At 41.5% G+C, this 20603-nt stretch carries 14 protein-coding genes; 5 read left to right on the forward strand and 9 right to left on the reverse strand.

Features of this window, described 5'->3' with window-relative positions; genetic code table 11:
• Window positions 1-12: 12 nt before the first annotated feature.
• The 6 genes from ACEQ81_RS05210 to ACEQ81_RS05235 form a co-directional block, all read right to left on the reverse strand.
• Window positions 13-1581, reverse strand: coding sequence for a hypothetical protein (locus tag ACEQ81_RS05210; RefSeq protein WP_411029788.1), 1569 nt, complete (start codon window positions 1579-1581; stop codon window positions 13-15).
• Between the two features lie 10 nt (window positions 1582-1591).
• The gene (locus tag ACEQ81_RS05215) at window positions 1592-2809 is read right to left on the reverse strand and encodes a dicarboxylate/amino acid:cation symporter (RefSeq protein ID WP_411029789.1); all 1218 of its coding nucleotides are present in this window, start codon (window positions 2807-2809) and stop codon (window positions 1592-1594) included.
• A gap of 12 nt (window positions 2810-2821) precedes the next feature.
• Entirely contained in the window at window positions 2822-3994 is a 1173-nt protein-coding gene (locus tag ACEQ81_RS05220) for a pyridoxal phosphate-dependent aminotransferase (protein WP_411029790.1), read from the reverse strand.
• Window positions 3995-4101: 107 nt separating this feature from the next.
• Window positions 4102-5229, reverse strand: a complete 1128-nt coding sequence (locus ACEQ81_RS05225; RefSeq protein WP_411029791.1) for a hypothetical protein — start codon at window positions 5227-5229, stop codon at window positions 4102-4104.
• A gap of 28 nt (window positions 5230-5257) precedes the next feature.
• Entirely contained in the window at window positions 5258-6727 is a 1470-nt protein-coding gene (locus tag ACEQ81_RS05230) for a RagB/SusD family nutrient uptake outer membrane protein (protein WP_411029792.1), read from the reverse strand.
• Between the two features lie 10 nt (window positions 6728-6737).
• On the reverse strand, window positions 6738-9698 hold the full coding sequence (locus ACEQ81_RS05235) for a SusC/RagA family TonB-linked outer membrane protein (RefSeq protein ID WP_411029793.1): 2961 nt from the start codon (window positions 9696-9698) through the stop codon (window positions 6738-6740).
• 120 nt (window positions 9699-9818) lie between these two features.
• On the opposite strand from ACEQ81_RS05235, the gene ACEQ81_RS05240 reads away from it, so the two are divergent.
• The 3 genes from ACEQ81_RS05240 to ACEQ81_RS05250 all read left to right on the forward strand — a co-directional run bounded on the left by ACEQ81_RS05240 (window position 9819) and on the right by ACEQ81_RS05250 (window position 15299).
• Complete coding sequence (locus ACEQ81_RS05240; RefSeq protein ID WP_411029794.1) at window positions 9819-10949, forward strand: hypothetical protein; 1131 nt, start codon at window positions 9819-9821, stop codon at window positions 10947-10949.
• A 66-nt stretch (window positions 10950-11015) separates the two neighbouring features.
• Window positions 11016-12230 (forward strand): DNA polymerase IV, encoded by a 1215-nt coding sequence (dinB, locus tag ACEQ81_RS05245; RefSeq protein ID WP_411029795.1) that lies wholly within the window; start codon window positions 11016-11018, stop codon window positions 12228-12230.
• Window positions 12231-12272: 42 nt separating this feature from the next.
• A complete protein-coding gene (locus tag ACEQ81_RS05250) occupies window positions 12273-15299 on the forward strand; it encodes a DNA polymerase III subunit alpha (RefSeq protein WP_411029796.1) in 3027 nt (1008 codons plus the stop codon).
• Here the strand turns inward: ACEQ81_RS05250 and ACEQ81_RS05255 are convergent.
• Both ACEQ81_RS05255 and ACEQ81_RS05260 read right to left on the reverse strand, forming a co-directional pair.
• Window positions 15252-16430, reverse strand: a complete 1179-nt coding sequence (locus tag ACEQ81_RS05255) for an acyl-CoA dehydrogenase family protein (RefSeq protein WP_411029797.1) — start codon at window positions 16428-16430, stop codon at window positions 15252-15254. The two genes, ACEQ81_RS05250 and ACEQ81_RS05255, sit on opposite strands and share 48 nt — an antisense overlap.
• Window positions 16431-16513: 83 nt before the next feature.
• Window positions 16514-17602, reverse strand: a complete 1089-nt coding sequence (locus tag ACEQ81_RS05260) for an aromatic ring-hydroxylating oxygenase subunit alpha (protein WP_411029798.1) — start codon at window positions 17600-17602, stop codon at window positions 16514-16516.
• Between the two features lie 77 nt (window positions 17603-17679).
• On the opposite strand from ACEQ81_RS05260, the gene ACEQ81_RS05265 reads away from it, so the two are divergent.
• Together ACEQ81_RS05265 and ACEQ81_RS05270 are read left to right on the forward strand one after the other, a co-directional pair.
• A complete protein-coding gene (locus ACEQ81_RS05265) occupies window positions 17680-18996 on the forward strand; it encodes an amino acid permease (protein ID WP_411029799.1) in 1317 nt (438 codons plus the stop codon).
• An 11-nt stretch (window positions 18997-19007) separates the two neighbouring features.
• Window positions 19008-19886: a dimethylarginine dimethylaminohydrolase family protein gene (locus tag ACEQ81_RS05270; protein WP_411029800.1), complete on the forward strand. Its 879-nt coding sequence runs from the start codon at window positions 19008-19010 to the stop codon at window positions 19884-19886.
• A gap of 3 nt (window positions 19887-19889) precedes the next feature.
• Here the strand turns inward: ACEQ81_RS05270 and ACEQ81_RS05275 are convergent, their stop codons facing one another.
• Complete coding sequence (locus ACEQ81_RS05275; RefSeq protein ID WP_411029801.1) at window positions 19890-20603, reverse strand: tRNA1(Val) (adenine(37)-N6)-methyltransferase; 714 nt, start codon at window positions 20601-20603, stop codon at window positions 19890-19892.

Raw genomic sequence — 20603 nt, forward strand, 5'->3', positions numbered from 1 at the left:
TGTTGGGGGTGTTTACTCCGCATCCAAAAGGGTCAATGCCTTTTGGAGTAGTATGTTTTTGTAATCTAAATAGTTTTCTTTCGTAACCGGGACGTATTCATCCACTTGGGCAGGGTTTCCTTCAAGTATTTGGCCATTTGGGCGAATGGTATGTCCAATATTCCACATAAATTGTGCTACCGGCTTTTTACTAATTGGGAATTGTAATTCTTCTTCCCACTCCCAAGTGTTGCTATATCCTCCAGAAGGCATGCCTATGGAATATCCCATGTCATTATCATTGATCATAGCCGAAAATTGATCCATATGGGATCCTCCCCAAGGCCCAGAAAAAAGAACAAGCTGGCCTGTAAAATGTTCTTTTGCAGGTTGCATTATCCAATCAGAATAGTACGGTAGGTGGGCGCATTTAAAAGGTACATTGTTACTATAGGCCTGTCTGTTGGCCAGCCCTTTAAGTACTGGGCCATGAAGCCACTCCATAAGGCGAGATCCGTCGTCCTCCGTTTCGGCAGATTCCCCATCCATAATGGCTTTTTGTTCTGTAAATCTTCGGGTGTTTTTCGCAATAAAATCGTCCGTGATATCGCTTAACTTCAGATTTCCACCGGTAGTTTTAAAGGGTTTGGGGCTAAAACGTGCCAACGCATAAGCTCCCTGACTGCCACCCCTGCTGTTAACGGCATCTATAATTAGGTCGTAATCCAGCATTTGGTGTTCTCTGGCATAATCCACTAACTTATTCGTAGCTTGTTGAAGATCACTTCGAAACCCGTACCACCAAAGTAACAGGGATTTGTTGTCAGTGTCGTTGGGAACATACAACCAAAATGTATCTGTTTTCCATGCCAAATTATACCCCTTATAATTCCTTAGGAATCTTCCATATTGCCATTCAACATCGTTCAAATAAGGTAAGGTAAGCGTATATTTTTTACCTTTTTTTGGTTTAAGGGTGATCTTAAAAGTATCGTTAAAAAACTTTTTGGGCAAATGAGGGCCTTTCTCTGAAATGGCGTCCGCACTGCGGATTAAAAAGTTCTTTAAGTTAGAAAATTTTGTATAAACTTTAATTTGATCGATATATTCTTCCAATGGAATTCCGTTGATATCAATAAGCTGGTCACCTATTTTTGGCAAAACCCCATTGCTGTGTGTACTTATATCCTTGCTAAAGTCAGAAATAAAGAAAACCGTTTTGTCTTTTGAGGAAAAATCGGGGTGAAAACGAATGGGGGCTTGTCCTTTCGCAATATCGGGTTCTTTAAGTCCGCCATCAACGACATCTATGTATAGATGCTTGTCGTGTCGGGCGGCGCTTAACTTCTTAAGTGCAAACCATAGTTCATTATTGGTGGTCGCATTTATAAATTCTTCCTCCAAAGCCATCATGTTTTGAACAGGGTCAAATTTTAAGGCCTTGTTCTTGGGTTCTGAAAAGGCTTCTCTTTCTTTGGTCTTGGCAATGATATAGTCAAAGAGTGCTTTTCTGTCTTCTTCGGTGCTTATGTTCCCTTTTTGAGCCTGCGTAAAAGAAGACAGAAAGATCGAAAACGATAATACTATGCAAATACGTTTCATAAGATGTGTTTTACTGCGTTTTTATTGGAACCCATTTCGTTTCATATTTAGATACTATAGTGGTTGCTACCATATCTCCCATGCAGTTTACCGTGGTATTTCCCATATCGATCAAACGATAAATGCCTCCAACAATCGCAACAATTTCCAGGGGGAGGTTAAACGCCTCCGCAAAGAGCATGGCTACTACCAAACCTCCACCAGGAATCCCAGATGACCCCTCAACCACTAACAAACCGATTAAAACAACTTGCACCAGTTCGGGGAAGCTAAAGTCCAAGCCCGCAGCTTGGGCCGTAAAGATCAAAATACCCGCTAACATTATGGATGTTCCGTCCTTATTGAACTGGGCTCCCATGGGAAGCGTAAAGGAGTATATTTTTTTGGGTAGCTTTAATTTGGTTTCGGCGATATCCAAGGCAACTGCCAAACTTGCTAAACTGCTACAGGTGGCAATGGTAGTGGCATACAATTCCTTGGTTTTTTTTAGGAACCACCCAATTGGCACTTTGCCTAGACCTTTTAGCAATATCATATAGACTACGACCATTAAAAACTGCCCCAAATAAATAGTTCCTATGAATTTTCCCAGGGAACCTAAGATTTTAGATCCAAATTCACCAAAGGTAGCGGCCATTAGAGCTCCTAGGCATATAGGTGATAGAAGTAATATATATTCTACCAGTTTCCGCATCAGTTCAGCAAGTTTATCATAGGCATTAACGATAGGATTTTTTTGTTTTTCGGGTAATTTTAATGTTACAATACCCAACAATACTGCAAATACCACTATCTGAATTAGGTTTCCTTCAGCAAATGATTTAAAGATATTTACAGGGATCATATTTAGAAGAAGATCTCCAATTGCGGGTATTTCACCAATATCGCCGGAAACCTCTCCTTTTAGTGTCATGCCTTCTCCTGCTTTGGAAAGCGTCATTAGACCAATTCCGATAACAATGGCCATAATGGTTGAAAAAATATACCACAACATTACGCGGCCACCTATTTTACCTAAGCTAGAAACATTGCCCAAGGACGAAATGCCCGAAAGCAAATTAAAAAACACTAATGGAATGGCGGCCATTATCAGTAAATTGAGAAAACCAATTCCCAGAGGTTTTACTATAAGGGCCTGTTCTTTTAGGACCAGACCAAGAATCGCCCCCAAAAGCATCCAAATTAGAACCCTTGTGGCAAATGGGATGCTCAGATATTTTTTTAACATTTAGTTATGTACTTAACTTAGATTATTGATGAATTTTTTAATTCGATTTAGACCTTCCTCTAGTTCTTCCCAAGATTTTACACAAGTAAAACGCACGTAGTTTTCGCCGTATTTACCAAAAGATGAACCGTGGACAATGGCAACCGATTCTTGATCTAAAAGTTGTTCCGTAAAAGATAGGGAATCGATCTGAAGTTCTGAAATATTGGTCCAGGCGTAAAACCCTCCTTCTGGCGTATGACAAGATAACCCAGGAATGTCATTTAAGTATTCCGTACAGTAATTTACTTTTTTCTCCCATTCCAACCAGTAATCCAATACCTCTTTTTGTGGCTCGCCACATGCTATGGCAGCACCGATCTGAACAAAAGAATTTACACTGGTAATGAGGTGCTGCTGCAATTTCTCCAATTCTTTGGCAATGGTTTCACAGGCGTAGATGAAGCCTATGCGCCACCCACCCATAGAGAAGCTTTTAGTAAAACTCATTAGCGTAATGGTGCGTTCTTTCATTCCGGGTAAGGACGCCAGATTGGTGTGGTGATGGCCTTTCCATACTACCCGCTCGTACACTTCGTCCGTAAGTACAATAAGATTGTTTTTTATAGCGATATCTGCCACTATTTGCAGATCATCCCGGGTATGGACAACACCAGTAGGATTGTGTGGGGAACACATTATTATGGCTTTGGTCTTGGCTGTGATGGCTTTGCTTAAATCTTTTTTGGTCCATCTAAAATTGTTTTCTGCCCGCAGCGGAACCTCAACTACCTTACCGCCTACGTATTGAATGGTTTGTTTGTAACTTACGAAGCAGGGATCCTCCACAATAACTTCGTCACCAGGGTTAATAGAGGCTATTAGTCCTATGGTAAGACCTTGTTTGCACCCCATGGTGGCTACGATTTCGGTTTCCGGATTGGCTTCAATACCATTATCTCTAATCAATTTATCTGCAATGGCATTTCTATAAAACGTTTTTCCCTTGGCCATTGTTTGGTGGGTATCCCCAGCGGTTATTGCGTCCATGGTTGCTTGGGCTATGTAAGAGGGGGTGGGTTCAAAAGCTCTTCCGGCCGAAAAATCATATACTGCCTTTCCTTGTTCCCTTATAAACTGTGCTTTATCCGCAATGCCCACAGTTGCGGAAAAACTAGAATTCAATACTCTTTTTGATAAAATCATTTAATAAACTTTAATGTTTTAAAATAAGCGGTAGATAGACTACCGCTTATTCTGACTAACTCAAACAATACCTAATTGAAAACAAAATCCAAAAAAATATGCTTGCACTATTTTAAACCTATTTTTATTGCATCTAAAAAAACTATCTCAGATCCCGAGTTATTGCCAATTTGTATAACCAGCCTACCGGTTTTGATATTTTGTACAAAGGCATTGAAGGTAAACCAAGCACCTTCTATGATGTTGCCCAGACCATCTGGTTGATCTGTCATATCTGCATCTGCATTACCACGAAACGAAAGCAGCAATTCATCGCCATCGGCGGTTCTCCAAAAAATATCGAATTCATCACTATCTTCCCAACTGCTGTCGGCAAAGTGGGTAGAAAGAGTTACGAGTAATATTTCGGAACCGGAAGGGATACTCACCTCGTCAAAAACAATTTCTGCCAAACCGTCCGCATCAGATGCCAAGTAGGCCTGTGCTCCATCTTGGAAAAAGGGAAGGTCCCACTCGTCCGGTTCGTTAAGTACATTGGTTACTCCCCAAAAAACTTCAGCATCCTCTCCCCCCTCTTCTCCTGGGATATAAGAAAAATCGAATCCCATTTCGCCTCCGGTTGAAGTATGGTCTACCGCATTTAACCCGTCCTTGTTTATTTGTTCTACCCCATCGTCCATGGCATAGTTATTTATTGCTCCAGCAATGGGCTCCTCAAAACCTGTGAAGGCAATAACATCCAAATTCTTGGTTCTATCCTCTACGGCTGCTGTAAACGCGCCGCTTCCATCTGCCAATCGCAAGCCACCGGTTACACTTTCCACTTCGAAGATTATGGAAAAATCCTTCACCTCGTCCGTTAAAATAGGGATAACCTGTATTGCAGATCCAGAGGATCCGGAATTGAGGGAAAGAACTATCTGTCCGGAAGATCCATCGGGTTCTGTTCTAAAATCCGTCCCATATGTTGCGCCGTTTTCTGAAGTGAGATTTATGGTTGCCGTAGCATTTTCGTTTAAAATGTAACCTATAGAAAAGGGAACAATAATGGTCTTGCCTTCATCTTCAAAAACAGTTTGGGTAAGTCCGCCGGCTATTCCGGCCACAAAATTTTGTCCATCTCTTGGTGCCACCTCGTTTACATCTTCATTATCACAAGAAAGTAAAAATGTAAGGCAGAATAATGTAAACATGCGAAAGCAGACTGACCCTACATATAATCTGGATGTGTTCATATTGTTGGCTTTAGTATTCAACTTTTTTTTAGTATCCATCATTTTGTATCATATTAGGGTTTCCATTAAATTCTGCTTGGGGTATGGGCCAAGCGTAAAGAAAAGTGGGATAATCCAAAGTGCAGATGTCGGCAGAACAATCATTTCTAATGAACCCTCGTTGTAAACGCTTAAGGTCGAACAGTCGGTTTCCTTCGAATGCCAGTTCTTTCCTTCTTTCCGTTATGATATCTTCTATCAACTGGTTTCCCGTTGAAGTTATTGAAGAAGCGTTTGCCCTTGCAGTGATTTGATTTACCAATCCTTGTGCTACAGCATCTTGCCCATTACGCGCTTCAATCTCGGCCTTCATCAAAACAAGTTCTGTAAGTCGGATAACCGAATAAGGGGTATCGTCGGGGGCTGCTCCAAATTCTCCGGGATATTTAAAAACATGCTGGTCCGTATCTTCTACCTTGTACCAGTTTAGCCTTAGGTCTTGGGCTTCATATAGATCAAACAGGTCAGCTGAAATAGCATGTGCTGCATTTCCATTGTTGGAAGTGTAAATATCTATTATAGAACGATTAGTGGTTGTTTCTTCCCCTGCTTCATTGATATATAATTGAAAGATGCTTTCCGGAACAACTATACTAGTACCTGTCCATTGATTTATAAATTCTAGATCGCCAAGACCGGCGGAGGGGAAGGTTCCTGTAGTGTATTGTGAAATTAGGCTGTAACGCCCAGAGTTGATAACTTGGTTTGCATCACTTAAAGCAGCCGCATAATTGGCGGTATAGAAATATATTTTGGCCCTTAAACTTAGGGCGGCAAAGTAATTTATAAAGTTAAAATCTTCGCCCGCCCGCTCAATAGCGTTGCTATTCTGTAAATCGGGAAGGGCTTCGTTAAATTCTTGAAAAATAAAGTTGAACACTTCCGAGGTGGTATTACGCTCTGGCTGATTTGACGCTCCCGTTGCGGTGACTATGGGAACCCCAAGATGTGTTTGGTCTGCGGTAAAATTATAATCTTGCGCAAATACCTGCATAAGGCAAAAATGTGCATACGCCCTAATTATGCGTGCTTCCGCTACAGCCTGAGTCTTGGCCTCATCGGACATGTCCGAAACACTTTCGATGCCTTCTAAAAACGTGTTGGTATTGTTGATCAATACATAGGCATCATCCCATAGGATAGATGTTGTATTGGCATTTAGATTTAATAAATAAGCATGCGGCATGCGGTCAGCATTGGCCCCTGCGTCTTCCCTATCGGAAGGAATTAAACCGTTATCCGAAGAGGCATCCCCGATAATCGCAAAATCTGTTCCATACAGCCCTTTTAACTTTAATGAGGTGTATATGCCATTTAGGGCTGCCAAGGCACCGTCTTGGGTCTGAAAAACCGAAGAGGAAGCCACTTGGGTTTCGGGTGCTACATCCAAATACTTCTCACACCCTGTCAGTCCAAACATAAAGAGAAGAATAAAGTATATTTTATAAATTGATTTCATAGTACAGTTTTTAAAATGATAGATTAACACCAAAGGTTATGGTTCTGGGAAGCGGGTATGATTCCGAAGTGGGATCGTACCCCGGAAAATCCGTTAAGGTCCATAAATTCTGGCCACTTAGCCTAAAGGAGATATTTTCCAAACCGATATTCCTAACTACTTCCCTGGGAATAGCGTATCCTAGTGTTACGTTTTGCAGACGAACATAAGAAGCGTCGTATAGAAAACGTGTGCTTTCCAGACCTCCGTTAGGATTGTTCAGTCTAACCCTTGGTACATTGGTAATATCGCCCGGCTGCTGCCAACGATTTAAGGCGATGGCCCATTGATTGGCGGGGAAGTTTTGTCCGTCACCGTTAAGGGTTTCTCCTAAATTGAAGTATTCCTGATTGCCTTCATTGAAGAAAACCATAAAAGACAGGCTTATATCCTTATATGTAAAGGTGTTGGTAACACTGCCATATGTGTCGGGACTCCTTTGTCCTACGATTGCCCGACTTTGTTCGCCGTCATAGTCCGATATTACATTACCGTCAACATCCAAGTAAAGGGGGTCGCCTGTAGCAGGGTCTACCCCGGCATAACGCTGGTAGAAAAAGTTGTCCGAACGTTCTCCTTCTTGCCAAATCCGGTCCGAAAAAACCACTTCCTCAGGGAGCTGCTGTATTTCCTGGTCATAGAAAGCGATGTTGGCATCTGCCCGCCACGAAAAATTATCAGTGCGTACTGGGTAGGCAGATAGGGAAATTTCGAACCCGGTATTCAATAACTCTGCATTGGAATTTACTGCCTGCTTTTCAAATCCTGTGGTCAGGGAAAGAGGTAGTTCAAATAAAAGGTCTTCCGAAACCCTTCTAAAATAGTCTATACTTCCAGATAATCTGTTGTTGAACAATCCAAAATCGAGGCCTACGTCCAACTGTAGGTTTTTCTCCCATCGTAGACTTCTGTTGGGTGCAAAAGAAACCGTTATTCCGGGGAGGAAGTCGGTAGGATTGATAGCAAAGTCCTTTTCCAGGGCAAAGAGATCTCTCCACAGGAAATTACCAAAGTCCAGGTCATCAGTGATGAAATCGTTATTTCCAGATGAGCCATAACTACCTCTTAGTTTTAAGTTGTTGATCCATTCGGAGTTTGGAAATAGATCTTCGGAAAATACATAACTAAGCCCAACGGCACCAAAAGTACCCCATCTACTGTCCGGGCCAAAGTTTGAAGCTCCGTCCCTTCGTAGGGAACCTTCCAAAAATGCCTTGTTCTTATAGCTATAATTGACCCGTCCAAAAAAACCGGCTACGGCATTGCCGTCAAAGGATGAGCTTACATCGGACGGGTCAATAGGCCCAGAAGCCAAACCTACGTCGTTGAGGTTGGCAAAAGTGAAACCTCTTCTTGCCACTTCCAGGGCATTGCTTCGGAAGCGGGTGGTTTCGAAGCCTGCTTTTATACCCAATTTGTGGTCTTCGCCAATAGTTGTGTTGTAAGCTAATGAACCTACAAAATTAAAGGTGTTTTCGGAAAATCGTGCTTCTTCGGAGTTTCCGTCTTCAGTTTCGGCCAAATAGGCTTTACCAATAGTTTCCTTATTTATGAAGGAGGCATAATAGTAGTTTCCCAATACTTCTGCTCGGAATTTGGGAGTAAAGTTGTATCCTAGATTAAGAGTGGAATTCACGCTCCAACTCTCGCTGTTATTGGAATTAAGAACGGCGGTAGCCACCGAATTGTGTTGGGCATTACTTGGGATATCAAAATTAAATCCTGCCCCTACGAGTGCCGGATCGGTTTCTGGGGTTCCAAAAATCGATTCTGTAGGAGCGGTATTGAAGGCTCCTGACAGTTGCCCCGATCTTCCACCTTCGGAGATCAGATTATCCCTATTTCTGTAATTTAGTTGCATTTTGACCCCAATATCGATCTTGTCGTTTAGATTATGATCCAGATTAAGGGTTCCATTGATTCTTTCAAAGCCGGTTCCTACAACGGTCCCTTCCTGATCGGTATACCCCAATCCGGCATAAAAGCTGGTGCTTTCGTTACCGCCCCTAGCAGAAAAGTCGTATTTTTTAAAGCTCCCGGTTTTAAATGCTTCGTTAACCCAGTCGGTATCAAATTGTTGGTTTATTGGCAAATAGAATCCGGTAGAGGGGTCATCGGGGTTTCTTCCGTTATTGATGAGGGCCTCACGATAATATTCTACATATTCTGCCGCATTCATTAGCCTAAAGTCATTGGGGTTGGTGTTTTCGGTAAACCCTGCTTCGGTATTTATGGTAAAGACCGTTTTTTGGTTTCGTCCTTTTTTCAAATTGATTAAAATAACCCCATTTGCTGCCCTAGAGCCATAAATAGAAGCGGAAGCTGCGTCTTTTAATACGTTGATGGATTCAATATCATTGGGGTTGATCTGTGAGAGTCCCCCGTTAAAAACGGCGCCGTCCAGTACAATTAATGGGTCCGCACCTGCTAGAAGCGATCCAATGCCGCGAATTCGAAATCCGGCCCCGGATCCTGGCTGACCATTGCCTTCAAATACTTGAAGCCCTGGGGCCAAACCTTGTAGGGCATTGGTGAAATTGGCTTGTGGTTGTTTAGAGATCTCTTCCGTTGTAACCACTTCCAATGCGCCCGTTAATGCTTTTTTGGTAGATGTGCCAAAGGCCACTACCACCACCTCGTCTAGTTCGCTTAAGTCTTCCAATAGAACGATGTTCAAAATATTGGAATTTACGGTCAATAACTTGGTCTTGTATCCCAAATAGCTATAGACAAGTACATCGCCAGTATTGGCCCTAATACTATAATTGCCATCAAAGTCTGAGGAAGTACCTGTGTTAGTTCCTTGTACTAAGATCGTTACCCCGATCAAAGGGAGTTGATCTATCCCGGTGATTTTTCCCTGAACCTGATTTTGGGCCTTTAGGTTGTAAAGGGAAAGAATCGTCATAAAAATGAGTAGTTTTACTTTCATTCCACTATGGAGTTAATTTGATAGAATTGATTTTTGGTAAATATTGAGGAAAATATGATTATCCACTGTTAAATTTTGAAAAAAGAAAATTATTTCAGAAATTTTCAAAAAAATTCTACAATGGAACGTTCAAATAAAGAAGTAGCACTACTCATAAAACATGTCATAGACTATCTTAAGAGCAAGAAAATTTCGCAGCAAGATATCGAGAGTAGAATCAACTATACCTCGTTAAGCAAAGCCAAGAATCTTGATAAATACCCACAACCAGTTATTGAAAAGAAAACCAGAGCAGAGCTTTTGGCCTTGCTTTTTGAAGAGTTTTCACTTTTTTATAACGAGGCAAACGAGCGGGTAGAATCTATGGAAGGGGCAACAATAAAGACCAACCTTAGCGATGTTCAATACTTTATTATGCATTATTACGCTTTTGCCCGTGGGGTTGTAGATAGAGCCTTGGTACAGGTGGTCAATAAACGCAAGGTAATTATGGATTATAGGATACAGGAACATTGGGAAGGTACCTATAATGTTGTGGAGAACTATACTTTTATAGAGGTTACAAAAATGGGATATGCCACTCCCGTAAAAAAATTACTTTCCCTTTTTTCCGGGACCATGAAATATGGGCATAACTATCTTTTGGGAACCTATTCTACAGTGAAGAGAGATGGTTTCCCCGCTGCAGGTCGGGTTATCCTTGAAAAAGCCAAAACCAAGACCGAAGCAGACCTAATACTCAATAGGGATAGTGATTATAGAATTGTAGGCTATTTAAAAGACAACGTATATCTTACTAAATTATCTACACCGAAAGATTTGGACGATATTGTTTCCACGCACCATAATCACTATTTAAAGTTAGTAGGTGCTTATAAATTTATAATCCCTACAAAACAGAATTCATGGTCAATGACCGAATTGATCATTAAAAAAGATTTTTCGGCCTATATGGAAATCAATGATGTGCAGTATGATGGGTATGCAAGTTTTATTAATATCAATGTGTTAAATTTAAAGTTCACCCGAAAAAAACAAGATAGTATCTCTATTCGAAAACAGATTTTGAATATGCACATCAATGTACGAAGAACTTCGGACAACCATGTTTATACTTGTGCGGCATCAAGTCCCATTATTCATGGAGAACCCAGTGCTTTTTCGGCCTATCTTGTTCTGCACAGTAATTTTAAAAAGAAATTACTGGATAATCTTGAACAGCGAATTTTTTTGGCAAAACCTTTGGATTAAAATAATATGGAATATTTCCAATTAATTGGAAATATTCCATATATTGTATCGCTTTATCAAACCATAGTGAATAAAACGATACTACATCTAGATCTAGATACTTTTTATGTATCCGTAGAGCGACTCATTAACACCGAGTTGCAAAACAGACCCTTACTTGTTGGGGGTACTAGCGACCGAGGTGTGGTGGCCGCTTGCAGTTATGAAACGCGTGGCTTTGGCATACACTCCGGAATGCCCATGAAAATGGCAAGGGAACTATGCCCCGAAGCTGTTGTAATAAGAGGCAATGCAGGTACCTATAGCAAACATTCCGATGTGGTTACCGATATCATTAAAGAGCATGTGCCCCTTTTTGAAAAATCGAGCATCGATGAATTCTATGCGGACCTTTCGGGAATGGACCGTTTCTTTGGCTGTTATCAATACGCCTCGGAGCTGCGCCAAAAAATAATCAAGGAAACCGGACTCCCCATTTCCTTTGGACTATCGGTCAATAAAGTAGTATCCAAAGTGGCCACTAACGAGGCCAAACCCAATAATCAGTTAAAAATAGATTACGGTTATGAGAAGCCGTTTTTAGCGCCCTTGTCCATAAAAAAAATCCCTATGGTAGGCGATAAGACCTATCAAACCTTAAGAAATTTAGGATTGCGAAAAATTAAAACAGTCCAAGAGATGCCTATGGATTTGATGCAAAGAGTATTGGGGGCCAATGGCAGGGTGATTTGGAAACGTGCCAATGGAATGGACAACACCCCGGTAGTTCCTTTCTGCGAACGGAAATCCATTTCTACGGAACGTACTTTCGATAAGGATACTATAGATGTGGTAAAACTGAAGGGCATCCTTATGGCCATGGCAGAAAATTTGGCATACCAATTACGGAGAGGAGAGAAATTAACAGCTTGTATTGCTGTAAAGATCAGGTATTCGAATTTTAATACCTATTCCAAACAATTACGGATTCCCTATACCAGTGCGGACCATATTTTGATTCCTAAAATTTTAAACCTGTTCAATACCCTATATAACAGAAGATTGTTGGTGCGTTTGGTGGGCATTCGCTTTAGCCACTTGGTACAGGGAAATTATCAAATCAACCTTTTTGATGATACCGAGGAAGTGCTAAATCTATATGCGGCAATGGATCATATTAGGGGACGTTATGGGGATAAAAGTGTCATACGGGCCTCGGCAATGGATGCCAGAACCATTGGAAGAATGCACAACCCGTTCAATGGGCAACCCCCAATAGTATTGGCACATCGAAAACAATAACAAAGAAAAATAAAGGCCCTTAAAATAAGGCAAACCTAAAACATGTACCTAAACTGTCACACATATTATAGCATGCGTTATGGTGCGTTTTCAGAAATTGAGCTGCTACAATTGGCCCAAGAAAACCATGTTACCCAGTTAGTGCTTACAGATATCAATAACACTTCGGCCTGTCTAAACTTTGTGCGAAAGGCAGAAGAGTTTGGTGTAAGACCCATTTTGGGCATCGATTTTAGGAACGGGGCGGAACAGTGTTATGTGGGGATTGCAAAAAATAATAAAGGTTATCAGGAGTTGAATTCTTTTCTTTCGGAATATCTACATCTAGACAAAGAGTTTCCGCCCATTGCCCCCAAATTTGATGATGCCTATATCGTTTATCCTTTTGAGAAGGTATTACTGAACGATCAAAATACATTTGCCCCGCACGAATATGTTGGTGTATCCATTACTGATTTAAGGCGATTGCCATTTTCTAGGTTAATGGCGTGCAAAGATAAATTAGTGGTACAACAACCCGTTACGTTTCGGAACAAGCGCGACTTTAATGCGCACCGATTGTTAAGGGCCATAGACAACAATGTTTTGTTGAGTATGCTTCCCAAAAGCGAAGTGGCCCATGAGGATGAAAAAATGTTCCCTATCCAAAACTTGGCGGCAGCTTTTTCCGAATATAGTTTTATTCTGGAAAATACAGAACAATTACTACGCTTGTGCAGTATCAATTTCGATTTTTCCGAAGGACGGCGACCACAAAATTTAAGTACCTACACCGGAACACGGGAAGAAGATGAGCGCTTAATTCAAAAATTATGCGACGAGGGGTTGCCCTATCGCTATCCCGATGGAGGGAATATTATCATGGAGCGCTTGGAAAAAGAACTAAAACTCATTAAAAAAATGGGTTTTGTATCCTACTTTCTAATCAATTGGGATATTGTATCAGAAGCAAGGAAACGTGGGTTCTTCTATGTGGGCAGGGGCAGTGGGGCCAATAGTATTGTGGCTTACCTGTTACGGATTACGGATGTAGATCCTATAGAGTTAGATCTCTATTTTGAGCGTTTTATCAATCTTTATAGGGCCAATCCGCCCGATTTTGATATCGATTTTTCATGGAAAGACAGGCCGGCAATGACGGAATATATTTTTGAACGGTTCAAAAATGTAGCCCTATTGGGTACCTATGTTACATTTAAGGAAAAAGGGGTGGTCAGGGAATTGGGGAAAGTGTTTGGGCTTCCCAAAAGCGAAATCGATTTTTTAAGTGGTGGCCGATACCAAGTTTCAAAGTTGGACGAGGTTTCCCAATTGGTCTTAAAATACGGAAGATTGATAAAAGGGCTGCCCAATTATTTAAGTATCCATGCCGGAGGTATTTTAATCAGTGAGCGGCCATTACACTATTTCTCGGCCACCCACCTACCCCCAAAAGGATTTGCCACTACACAGTTTGATATGGTAATTGCAGAAGACGTAGGCCTTTATAAGTTTGATATTTTGGGACAGCGGGGCCTTGGAAAAATTAAGGAAGCCATGGAAATAGTGGCCTATAATAGACCAAGCGAGTTTACTGCTCTGGATATCCACAACATAAAAAAGTTTAAAACAGATCCACAAATAAACGACCTGATCAAAACCGCACAATGTATGGGCTGTTTTTATGTGGAATCGCCAGCCATGCGCATGCTGTTAAAGAAATTGGAAGTAGACAACTATTTGGGGCTGGTGGCAGCTAGCTCTATTATACGCCCCGGGGTTGCCAAGAGCGGTATGATGCGCGAGTATATTCTACGTCACCGAAATGAAGGTAGGGCAGAAAAACAGGCACATCCGGTGATGTTGAATATTATGCCCGATACTTATGGGGTTATGGTCTACCAGGAAGATGTTATAAAAGTGGCCCACTATTTTGCAGATCTTACCTTAGGGGAAGCCGATGTATTACGACGTGGAATGAGTGGTAAGTTCCGTTCTCGTGAAGAGTTTCAAAAGGTAAAGGACAAGTTTATAGAGAATTGTCGCAAGAAAGGATATGCGGAAACACTGATCTTTGAGATTTGGAACCAAGTGGCCAGTTTTGCAGGTTATGCCTTTGCCAAGGGACATTCTGCCTCTTATGCGGTGGAGAGTTACCAAAGCCTATTTTTGCGGGCCTATTTTCCATTGGAATATATGGTGGCCGTGCTTAATAACGGAGGGGGATTTTACCGATCAGAATTCTATATTCATGAGGCTCGAATGCTTGGGGCAACAATACACCCGCCCTGTATCAATAAAAGCTTAATCATCAATTATATCTTGGAAAAAGACATTTATTTGGGATATATGTACCTTAAGGAAATGGAATCGAGGGTAATGGAACGTATCCTAAAGGAGCGACAGCAAAATGGATGTTTTGTTTCCTTGGAAGACTTTTTGGACCGTGTGCCCATATCCATAGAACAAGCAAGTATTTTAATACGCATAGATGCATTTAGGTTTACCCAAATCAATAAACATAGACTGTTGTGGAAAGCCCATTTATTACTGTCCAAAGGAACAGTAATGGATCATCCAAAACTGTTTCCGCCCAAACACCAAAATTTTAAGATACCCCAATTACATACCACGGATTTGGAAACGGCCTTTGAGCAGTTAGAGCTTTTAGGATTCTCTTTATGTAGTCCGTTTGAGCTTTTGACAACACCTCCGAAAAATAAAAATGGCAGCAAGGATTTGAATCGTTATTTAGGCAAACATATAGATATTTATGGTTATTTGGTTACAGTGAAGAACACTACTACCCATCATGGAAAACAGATGCATTTTGCCACTTTGGTAGATCAATGGGGTGAAGTTTTCGATACGGTACTTTTTCCGCCCGTGGCCGCCAAATATTTTTTTAGGGGCAAAGGAATCTACCGCTTTTATGGAAAAGTAGTCACAGAATTTGGGTTTCTGAGCATAGAAGTCGTTAAAATGCAAAAACAAGATTACATTCAAGACCCACGGTACGCGGAAATAAAGACCAGTGCTAAATTATTTGAACGCGCTGTGCCCCGTAATATCCATTCCGGTGATGAGTAAATGAATATCGTGTGTGCCCTCATAGGTAATAACGCTTTCCAGGTTCATCATATGTCTCATAATACTATACTCCCCTGTAATACCCATGCCTCCTAGTACCTGTCTGGCCTCGCGTGCTATTTTTATGGCCATGTCCACGTTGTTGCGCTTGGCCATGGATATTTGGGCACTTGTGGCACGCCCTTCGTTCTTAAGTTGTCCCAAACGGAAGGCCAATAGTTGTGCCTTTGTAATTTCGGTAATCATCTCGGCCAGTTTTTTTTGCTGCAATTGCGTAGCTGCAATAGGCTTTCCAAATTGAACACGTTCCTTGGCATAGCGAAGTGCTGTATCGTAACAATCCATAGCTGCACCAATAGCCCCCCAAGCAATACCATATCTGGCAGAATCCAAACAGCCCAATGGAGCTCCGAGGCCACTTTTATTGGGCAATAAATTTTCTTTGGGCACTTTTACATTATCAAAAATTAACTCCCCGGTAGCAGAAGCACGTAAGGACCATTTGTTATGGGTTTCTGGTGTAGAAAAGCCTTCCATACCGCGTTCAACAATGAGGCCATGTATTCGGCCTTCTTCATTTTTTGCCCATACCACCGCAATATCGGCAAAGGGAGAATTGGAAATCCATAGTTTGGCGCCATTTAGTAGATAATGATCGCCCTTGTCCTTAAAATTGGTAGTCATGCCCGAAGGATTGGAGCCATGATCGGGTTCGGTAAGACCAAAACATCCCATGAATTCTCCGGTAGCCAGTTTGGGCAAGTATTTTTTACGCTGTTCTTCGGTGCCATAGGCATAGATAGGATACATAACCAAGGAAGATTGCACAGAAGCGGTAGAACGTACACCACTATCCCCACGTTCAATTTCTTGCATTATTAGCCCATAGCTTATTTGGTCTAGTCCCGCACCACCGTATTCTGCCGGAATATAGGGTCCAAAAGCCCCTATCTCTGCCAAACCACCAATAATTTCCTTTGGAAATTCGGCCCGTTGTGCATAGTCCTCAATAATTGGGGAGATGTCTCTTTTAACCCATTGGCGAGCAGCATCGCGCACCAAAATATGTTCTTCGCTGAATAAATCGTCTAGATTATAGTAATCGGGTGCTTCAAATAAATCGGGCTTCATCCTAAAAATTTTGGTCAAAGGTAGCTAAAGAAATATAACAATACAAAGCACCATTGTTACATTTTTAAATAAATTTTGCTTTGCTAGTCGTTTAAAAAGCGGGCCAACAAACCGTGAAAATGATGTACCCCTTGTTCGCGGTCCGGGGAAAACCGTCCGGCTTTGTAAAATTTTGATCTTACCCCTATTTGTACCCCTTCCACCACTTCTTCGTCTTCTAGCTCTACCTTGTCTAAAATAGATCCTGCACCTTTATCCAATTTATCTGGGTCATAAACATAACTTAGGAAAGTAACTTTTGTACGGTTCAATCCAAGGGGATGCACAATGTTTACAGAAAGTCCCCATGGATAAAAATTGAACATCATATTGGGGAATACCCAATAATAGTAAGCAGCTATATGTTTGCCATAATCAATATGCCCTTTGGGAAGATCAAAGATGGTTTGGGATCCATCGGCATATCCAATTTGCACGTTTAAATAATCGTGGATCAGGGTATCATAATTACCATAATCCAAAACCTCATTTAGGTCTTCATGGACAAAGGGAATATGAAACCCCTCCAAATAATTATCACAGTAAAGGGCCCAATGGGCATTTACAAAATAGTTTTTGGATCGGCTTTCATCCAATACAAACTTCTGCAATGGTAAAAAGCCCACCCGTTCTTGCATGGTATCGATTACTTTTTGAAAATCGAAGGAGGGATTAAGGCCGGCAAATAGAAAAGGACCCCATTTGCGAAGCGGAAACTGATGCAGATTATCACACGGTTTAGGAAAATCAGTGGCTTTACTAAACTCGGGCATATGTTCAAAAGTGCCATCCAAGGAAAATCTTCTCCCGTGGTATCCGCAAATAAGCTTTTTTACTTTAGAGGCATCCCGTATAAGCAGATTGCCCCTATGGGTACAAACATTGGTGAGGCAATGGATGTTGTTTAAATCGTCTTTGGTAAGCAACATCGGTTCATCCAAATAGCCGTCCAAAAGTGTAAATGGTTGTGCTTGTCTGGGCAACTTCACATTATGCTCATGCCCAATCCATTGCCAAGAGGAGTAAAAAACCTTGTTTTTAATATCCTCAAATACTTTAGGGTCGCTATAGAAGGAAGCCGGTAAAGTGCTGGCTTTGGTGATATCGGGGTCTATATAAAAATTATCACGCATAAATATTGTAAATTGGGAAAGACTAGCTTCTCAAAAATAACCAATTTACAGGGATAATATGAATATCACCCGGCTTAATGAATAAAACCACAAGAGAAAAAGGACTGGGCCTTTGGATGAGTACTTCGCTTGTTGTGGGGAATATGGTTGGCGCCGGGGTCTTTTTAATGCCAGCAGCTTTGGCAACCTATGGAGGAATCAGTATTTTTGGTTGGATAGCCTCTGCCACAGGGGCATTGGTCTTAGCCAAGGTCTTTAGCAAACTTAGTGTACTTGTAGCAAATAAAAGTGGAGGACCCTACGCCTATACCAAGGCGGCCTTTGGAGATTTTATGGGGTTTTTAATAGCTTGGGGATACTGGATATCTATCTGGGTGAGCAATGCGGCAATCGCTATTGCCTTTGTGAGCGCATTAAGTGTTTTTATTCCTATTCTGGAGGAGAGCTCCTTCATTTCAATTATAACAGCATTAAGTGCTATTTGGTTTCTTACCTGGTTAAACTCTAGGGATATTAGGGAGTCGGGAAAAATGCAATTGATTACCACGGTTCTTAAGTTGGCGCCCCTGGTATTGATAATCTTTGGAGGTTTCTTCTTTTTTAATGTCGATAATTTTTTACCATTAAACGCTAGCGATACAAGTAGTTTTGGTGCCATTGCAATTACGGCCACAATGACGCTCTATGCATTTTTGGGAATAGAGAGTGCAACCATCCCCGCGGAAAATGTGCAAAATCCCAAAAAAACCATTGCCCGCGCAACCATGATCGGGACCATTGTTACTACCATAATCTATATTTTGGGCACCGTTGCTGTAATGGGAATGATTCCCATGCTCCAACTGGCGCAATCACCTGCTCCCTTTGCAGATGCTATGGGCATTATGACAGGGGAATGGGGTCGTAACTTGGTAGCTGCAGGAGCTGCAATAGCGGCATTTGGAGCTCTTAACGGATGGATATTGGTTATGGGGCAGGTACCTAGGGCATCGGCTAAGGACAATCTTTTCCCGAGGATTTTTAAAAAGGAAAATTCTAATGGAATGCCCATTTTGGGGATTATTATTGGTAGTGCTTTAACTTCTTTGGTTATGCTTATGAATTATAGCGAAGGCCTTGTGGGGAAGTTTAGGTTTTTGATCTTATTGACTACTTTATGCACTTTGGTACCCTACCTCTTTACCTCGGCCGCATATCTTTTGATTATGGCGGAGAAAAAACTTGGTGCAAACAAGCGGTGGTCCGTTATTGCTTTGGGAGGAATTGCCTTTTTATTCTCGCTTTGGGCTATTTATGGCGCTGGGGAAAAGGCGGTTTTTTGGGGCTTTATCTTGCTGTTGACCGGAATTCCGTTTTACATCTTAATGAAAAAAAGGAATAAAGAAGTCGACTAAATGTTTATGATATGGAATTTACGGCACAATCGGAATACCACACTTTGGATTCGGTTTTTCTTAAACCGGTTATGCAGGCTTTTATAGATGATTTTACCCTGAGCAACGAATGGGAATCACTGAATTACCTTGCTAAGCCCGATTTTAAGATGGCTGTGAAAGAGTACAAAGCGTTTGAATCACTGTTGATACAACTTGGATGTAAAACCACAAATTTTCCCAAAGACGATAAAGTTACTATAGATGCTATATACTGCAGGGATGCATCTATAGTAACCGATTACGGGGTTGTGCTTTGTAATATGGGCAAAGCGGAAAGAAGTTTAGAGCCAAAGGCCCAGGAGTCCATGTACAGAAAGCAGAATATAAATATCCTTGGAAGTATAGAAGCTCCGGGTACTTTGGAAGGTGGCGATGTGGCTTGGCTAAACAAAAACACACTTGCGGTAGGGCAAACGTATAGAACAAATGCCGAAGGGATAAGACAATTGGAAAGATTACTTACCCCATTAGGTATTGAAATCATCATAGTCAACCTGCCCCATTATAAAGGACCTTTGGATGTGTTTCATTTAATGTCCATATTAAGTCCGGTAGATAAAGATTTGGCTGTAGTATATTCACCCTTAATGCCTATAAGGTTTAGAAATAGGCTTTTAGAAATGGGATATGAGTTTGTGGAAGTTGCCGAAGAAGAGTTTGAAAGTATGGGATGTAATGTCTTGGCCGTTGCGCCTAGAAAATGTATTATGGTACAAGGTAATCCGAAGACCGAAGAAGCCCTTAGGCGAGCGGGGTGTCAGGTATTCACGTATTCGGGCAATGAAATCAGTATCAAGGGTGGGGGTGGACCAACATGCCTTACCAGACCTATGTTAAGACGATTGTAGAAATTACATTTTTAGGTAAAATTCCTTGGTCAGTTCAATATATGCATCACTATACCTATGACGTTCCAATTCTATGGTAAGCTCGTTGCGGGAAACTTCGGTTTTCTTGAAAGCAAATTCAATCAAACTCCTTTTAACCGGTGATATAGAAGTGCCCTTTACATGGGTAATGCGCGTTGGATATAAATTAAAAGTAGCTGCCAATTGTACAAAGTTTACCTCCTGGTTATACGGAACAATGATACTAAGAACACCGTTGGCATTAAGCAGATAGCTACTGCTTTGCAACAAGGTTTCAAACGGTAACGACAGATTTTGCCTTGCCAGATCCCTGGCCCGGTTTCTGCTGGACACCTCTTCGGAATAGAAAGGCGGATTTGAAATGATGAGGTCGTATTTGTCATCTATTTCCTCCGTAAATTCATCCAGACCAGCATGATAGCAAAATAGTCGGTCTGCCCATGGCGAAGCCTCAAAATTCTCTACGCATTGTTCATAGGCATCCCCATCAATTTCTATGGCATCTATAACTTCCGCATCGCTTCTTTGTGCCAGCATTAAAGAAATTAATCCAGTGCCGGCACCAATATCCAAAATGGTGCTTGGCGTATTGCGCAACAAAGTCCAAGCACCGAGTAATACACCGTCGGTGCCTATTTTCATGGCGCATCGGTCTTGGTGAATACTAAATTGTTTGAATTTGAAGGGTTTGCCCAT

The organism is Spongiimicrobium sp. 3-5, from assembly GCF_046557915.1.
GTDB lineage: Bacteria > Bacteroidota > Bacteroidia > Flavobacteriales > Flavobacteriaceae > JBHEBG01.

Bases quoted from the DNA above. Each gene is read 5' to 3' on its own strand.
- ACEQ81_RS05215 (WP_411029789.1), bottom strand. From the start codon at position 2,809: ATGTTAAAAAAATATCTGAGCATCCCATTTGCCACAAGGGTTCTAATT.
- ACEQ81_RS05275 (WP_411029801.1), bottom strand. From the start codon at position 20,603: ATGGGCAAACCCTTCAAATTCAAACAATTTAGTATTCACCAAGACCGA.
- ACEQ81_RS05260 (WP_411029798.1), bottom strand. From the start codon at position 17,602: ATGCGTGATAATTTTTATATAGACCCCGATATCACCAAAGCCAGCACT.
- ACEQ81_RS05250 (WP_411029796.1), top strand. From the start codon at position 12,273: ATGTACCTAAACTGTCACACATATTATAGCATGCGTTATGGTGCGTTT.
- ACEQ81_RS05230 (WP_411029792.1), bottom strand. From the start codon at position 6,727: ATGAAATCAATTTATAAAATATACTTTATTCTTCTCTTTATGTTTGGA.
- ACEQ81_RS05240 (WP_411029794.1), top strand. From the start codon at position 9,819: ATGGAACGTTCAAATAAAGAAGTAGCACTACTCATAAAACATGTCATA.
- ACEQ81_RS05255 (WP_411029797.1), bottom strand. From the start codon at position 16,430: ATGAAGCCCGATTTATTTGAAGCACCCGATTACTATAATCTAGACGAT.
- ACEQ81_RS05235 (WP_411029793.1), bottom strand. From the start codon at position 9,698: ATGAAAGTAAAACTACTCATTTTTATGACGATTCTTTCCCTTTACAAC.
- ACEQ81_RS05265 (WP_411029799.1), top strand. From the start codon at position 17,680: ATGAATAAAACCACAAGAGAAAAAGGACTGGGCCTTTGGATGAGTACT.
- ACEQ81_RS05220 (WP_411029790.1), bottom strand. From the start codon at position 3,994: ATGATTTTATCAAAAAGAGTATTGAATTCTAGTTTTTCCGCAACTGTG.
- ACEQ81_RS05270 (WP_411029800.1), top strand. From the start codon at position 19,008: ATGGAATTTACGGCACAATCGGAATACCACACTTTGGATTCGGTTTTT.
- ACEQ81_RS05225 (WP_411029791.1), bottom strand. From the start codon at position 5,229: ATGAACACATCCAGATTATATGTAGGGTCAGTCTGCTTTCGCATGTTT.
- ACEQ81_RS05210 (WP_411029788.1), bottom strand. From the start codon at position 1,581: ATGAAACGTATTTGCATAGTATTATCGTTTTCGATCTTTCTGTCTTCT.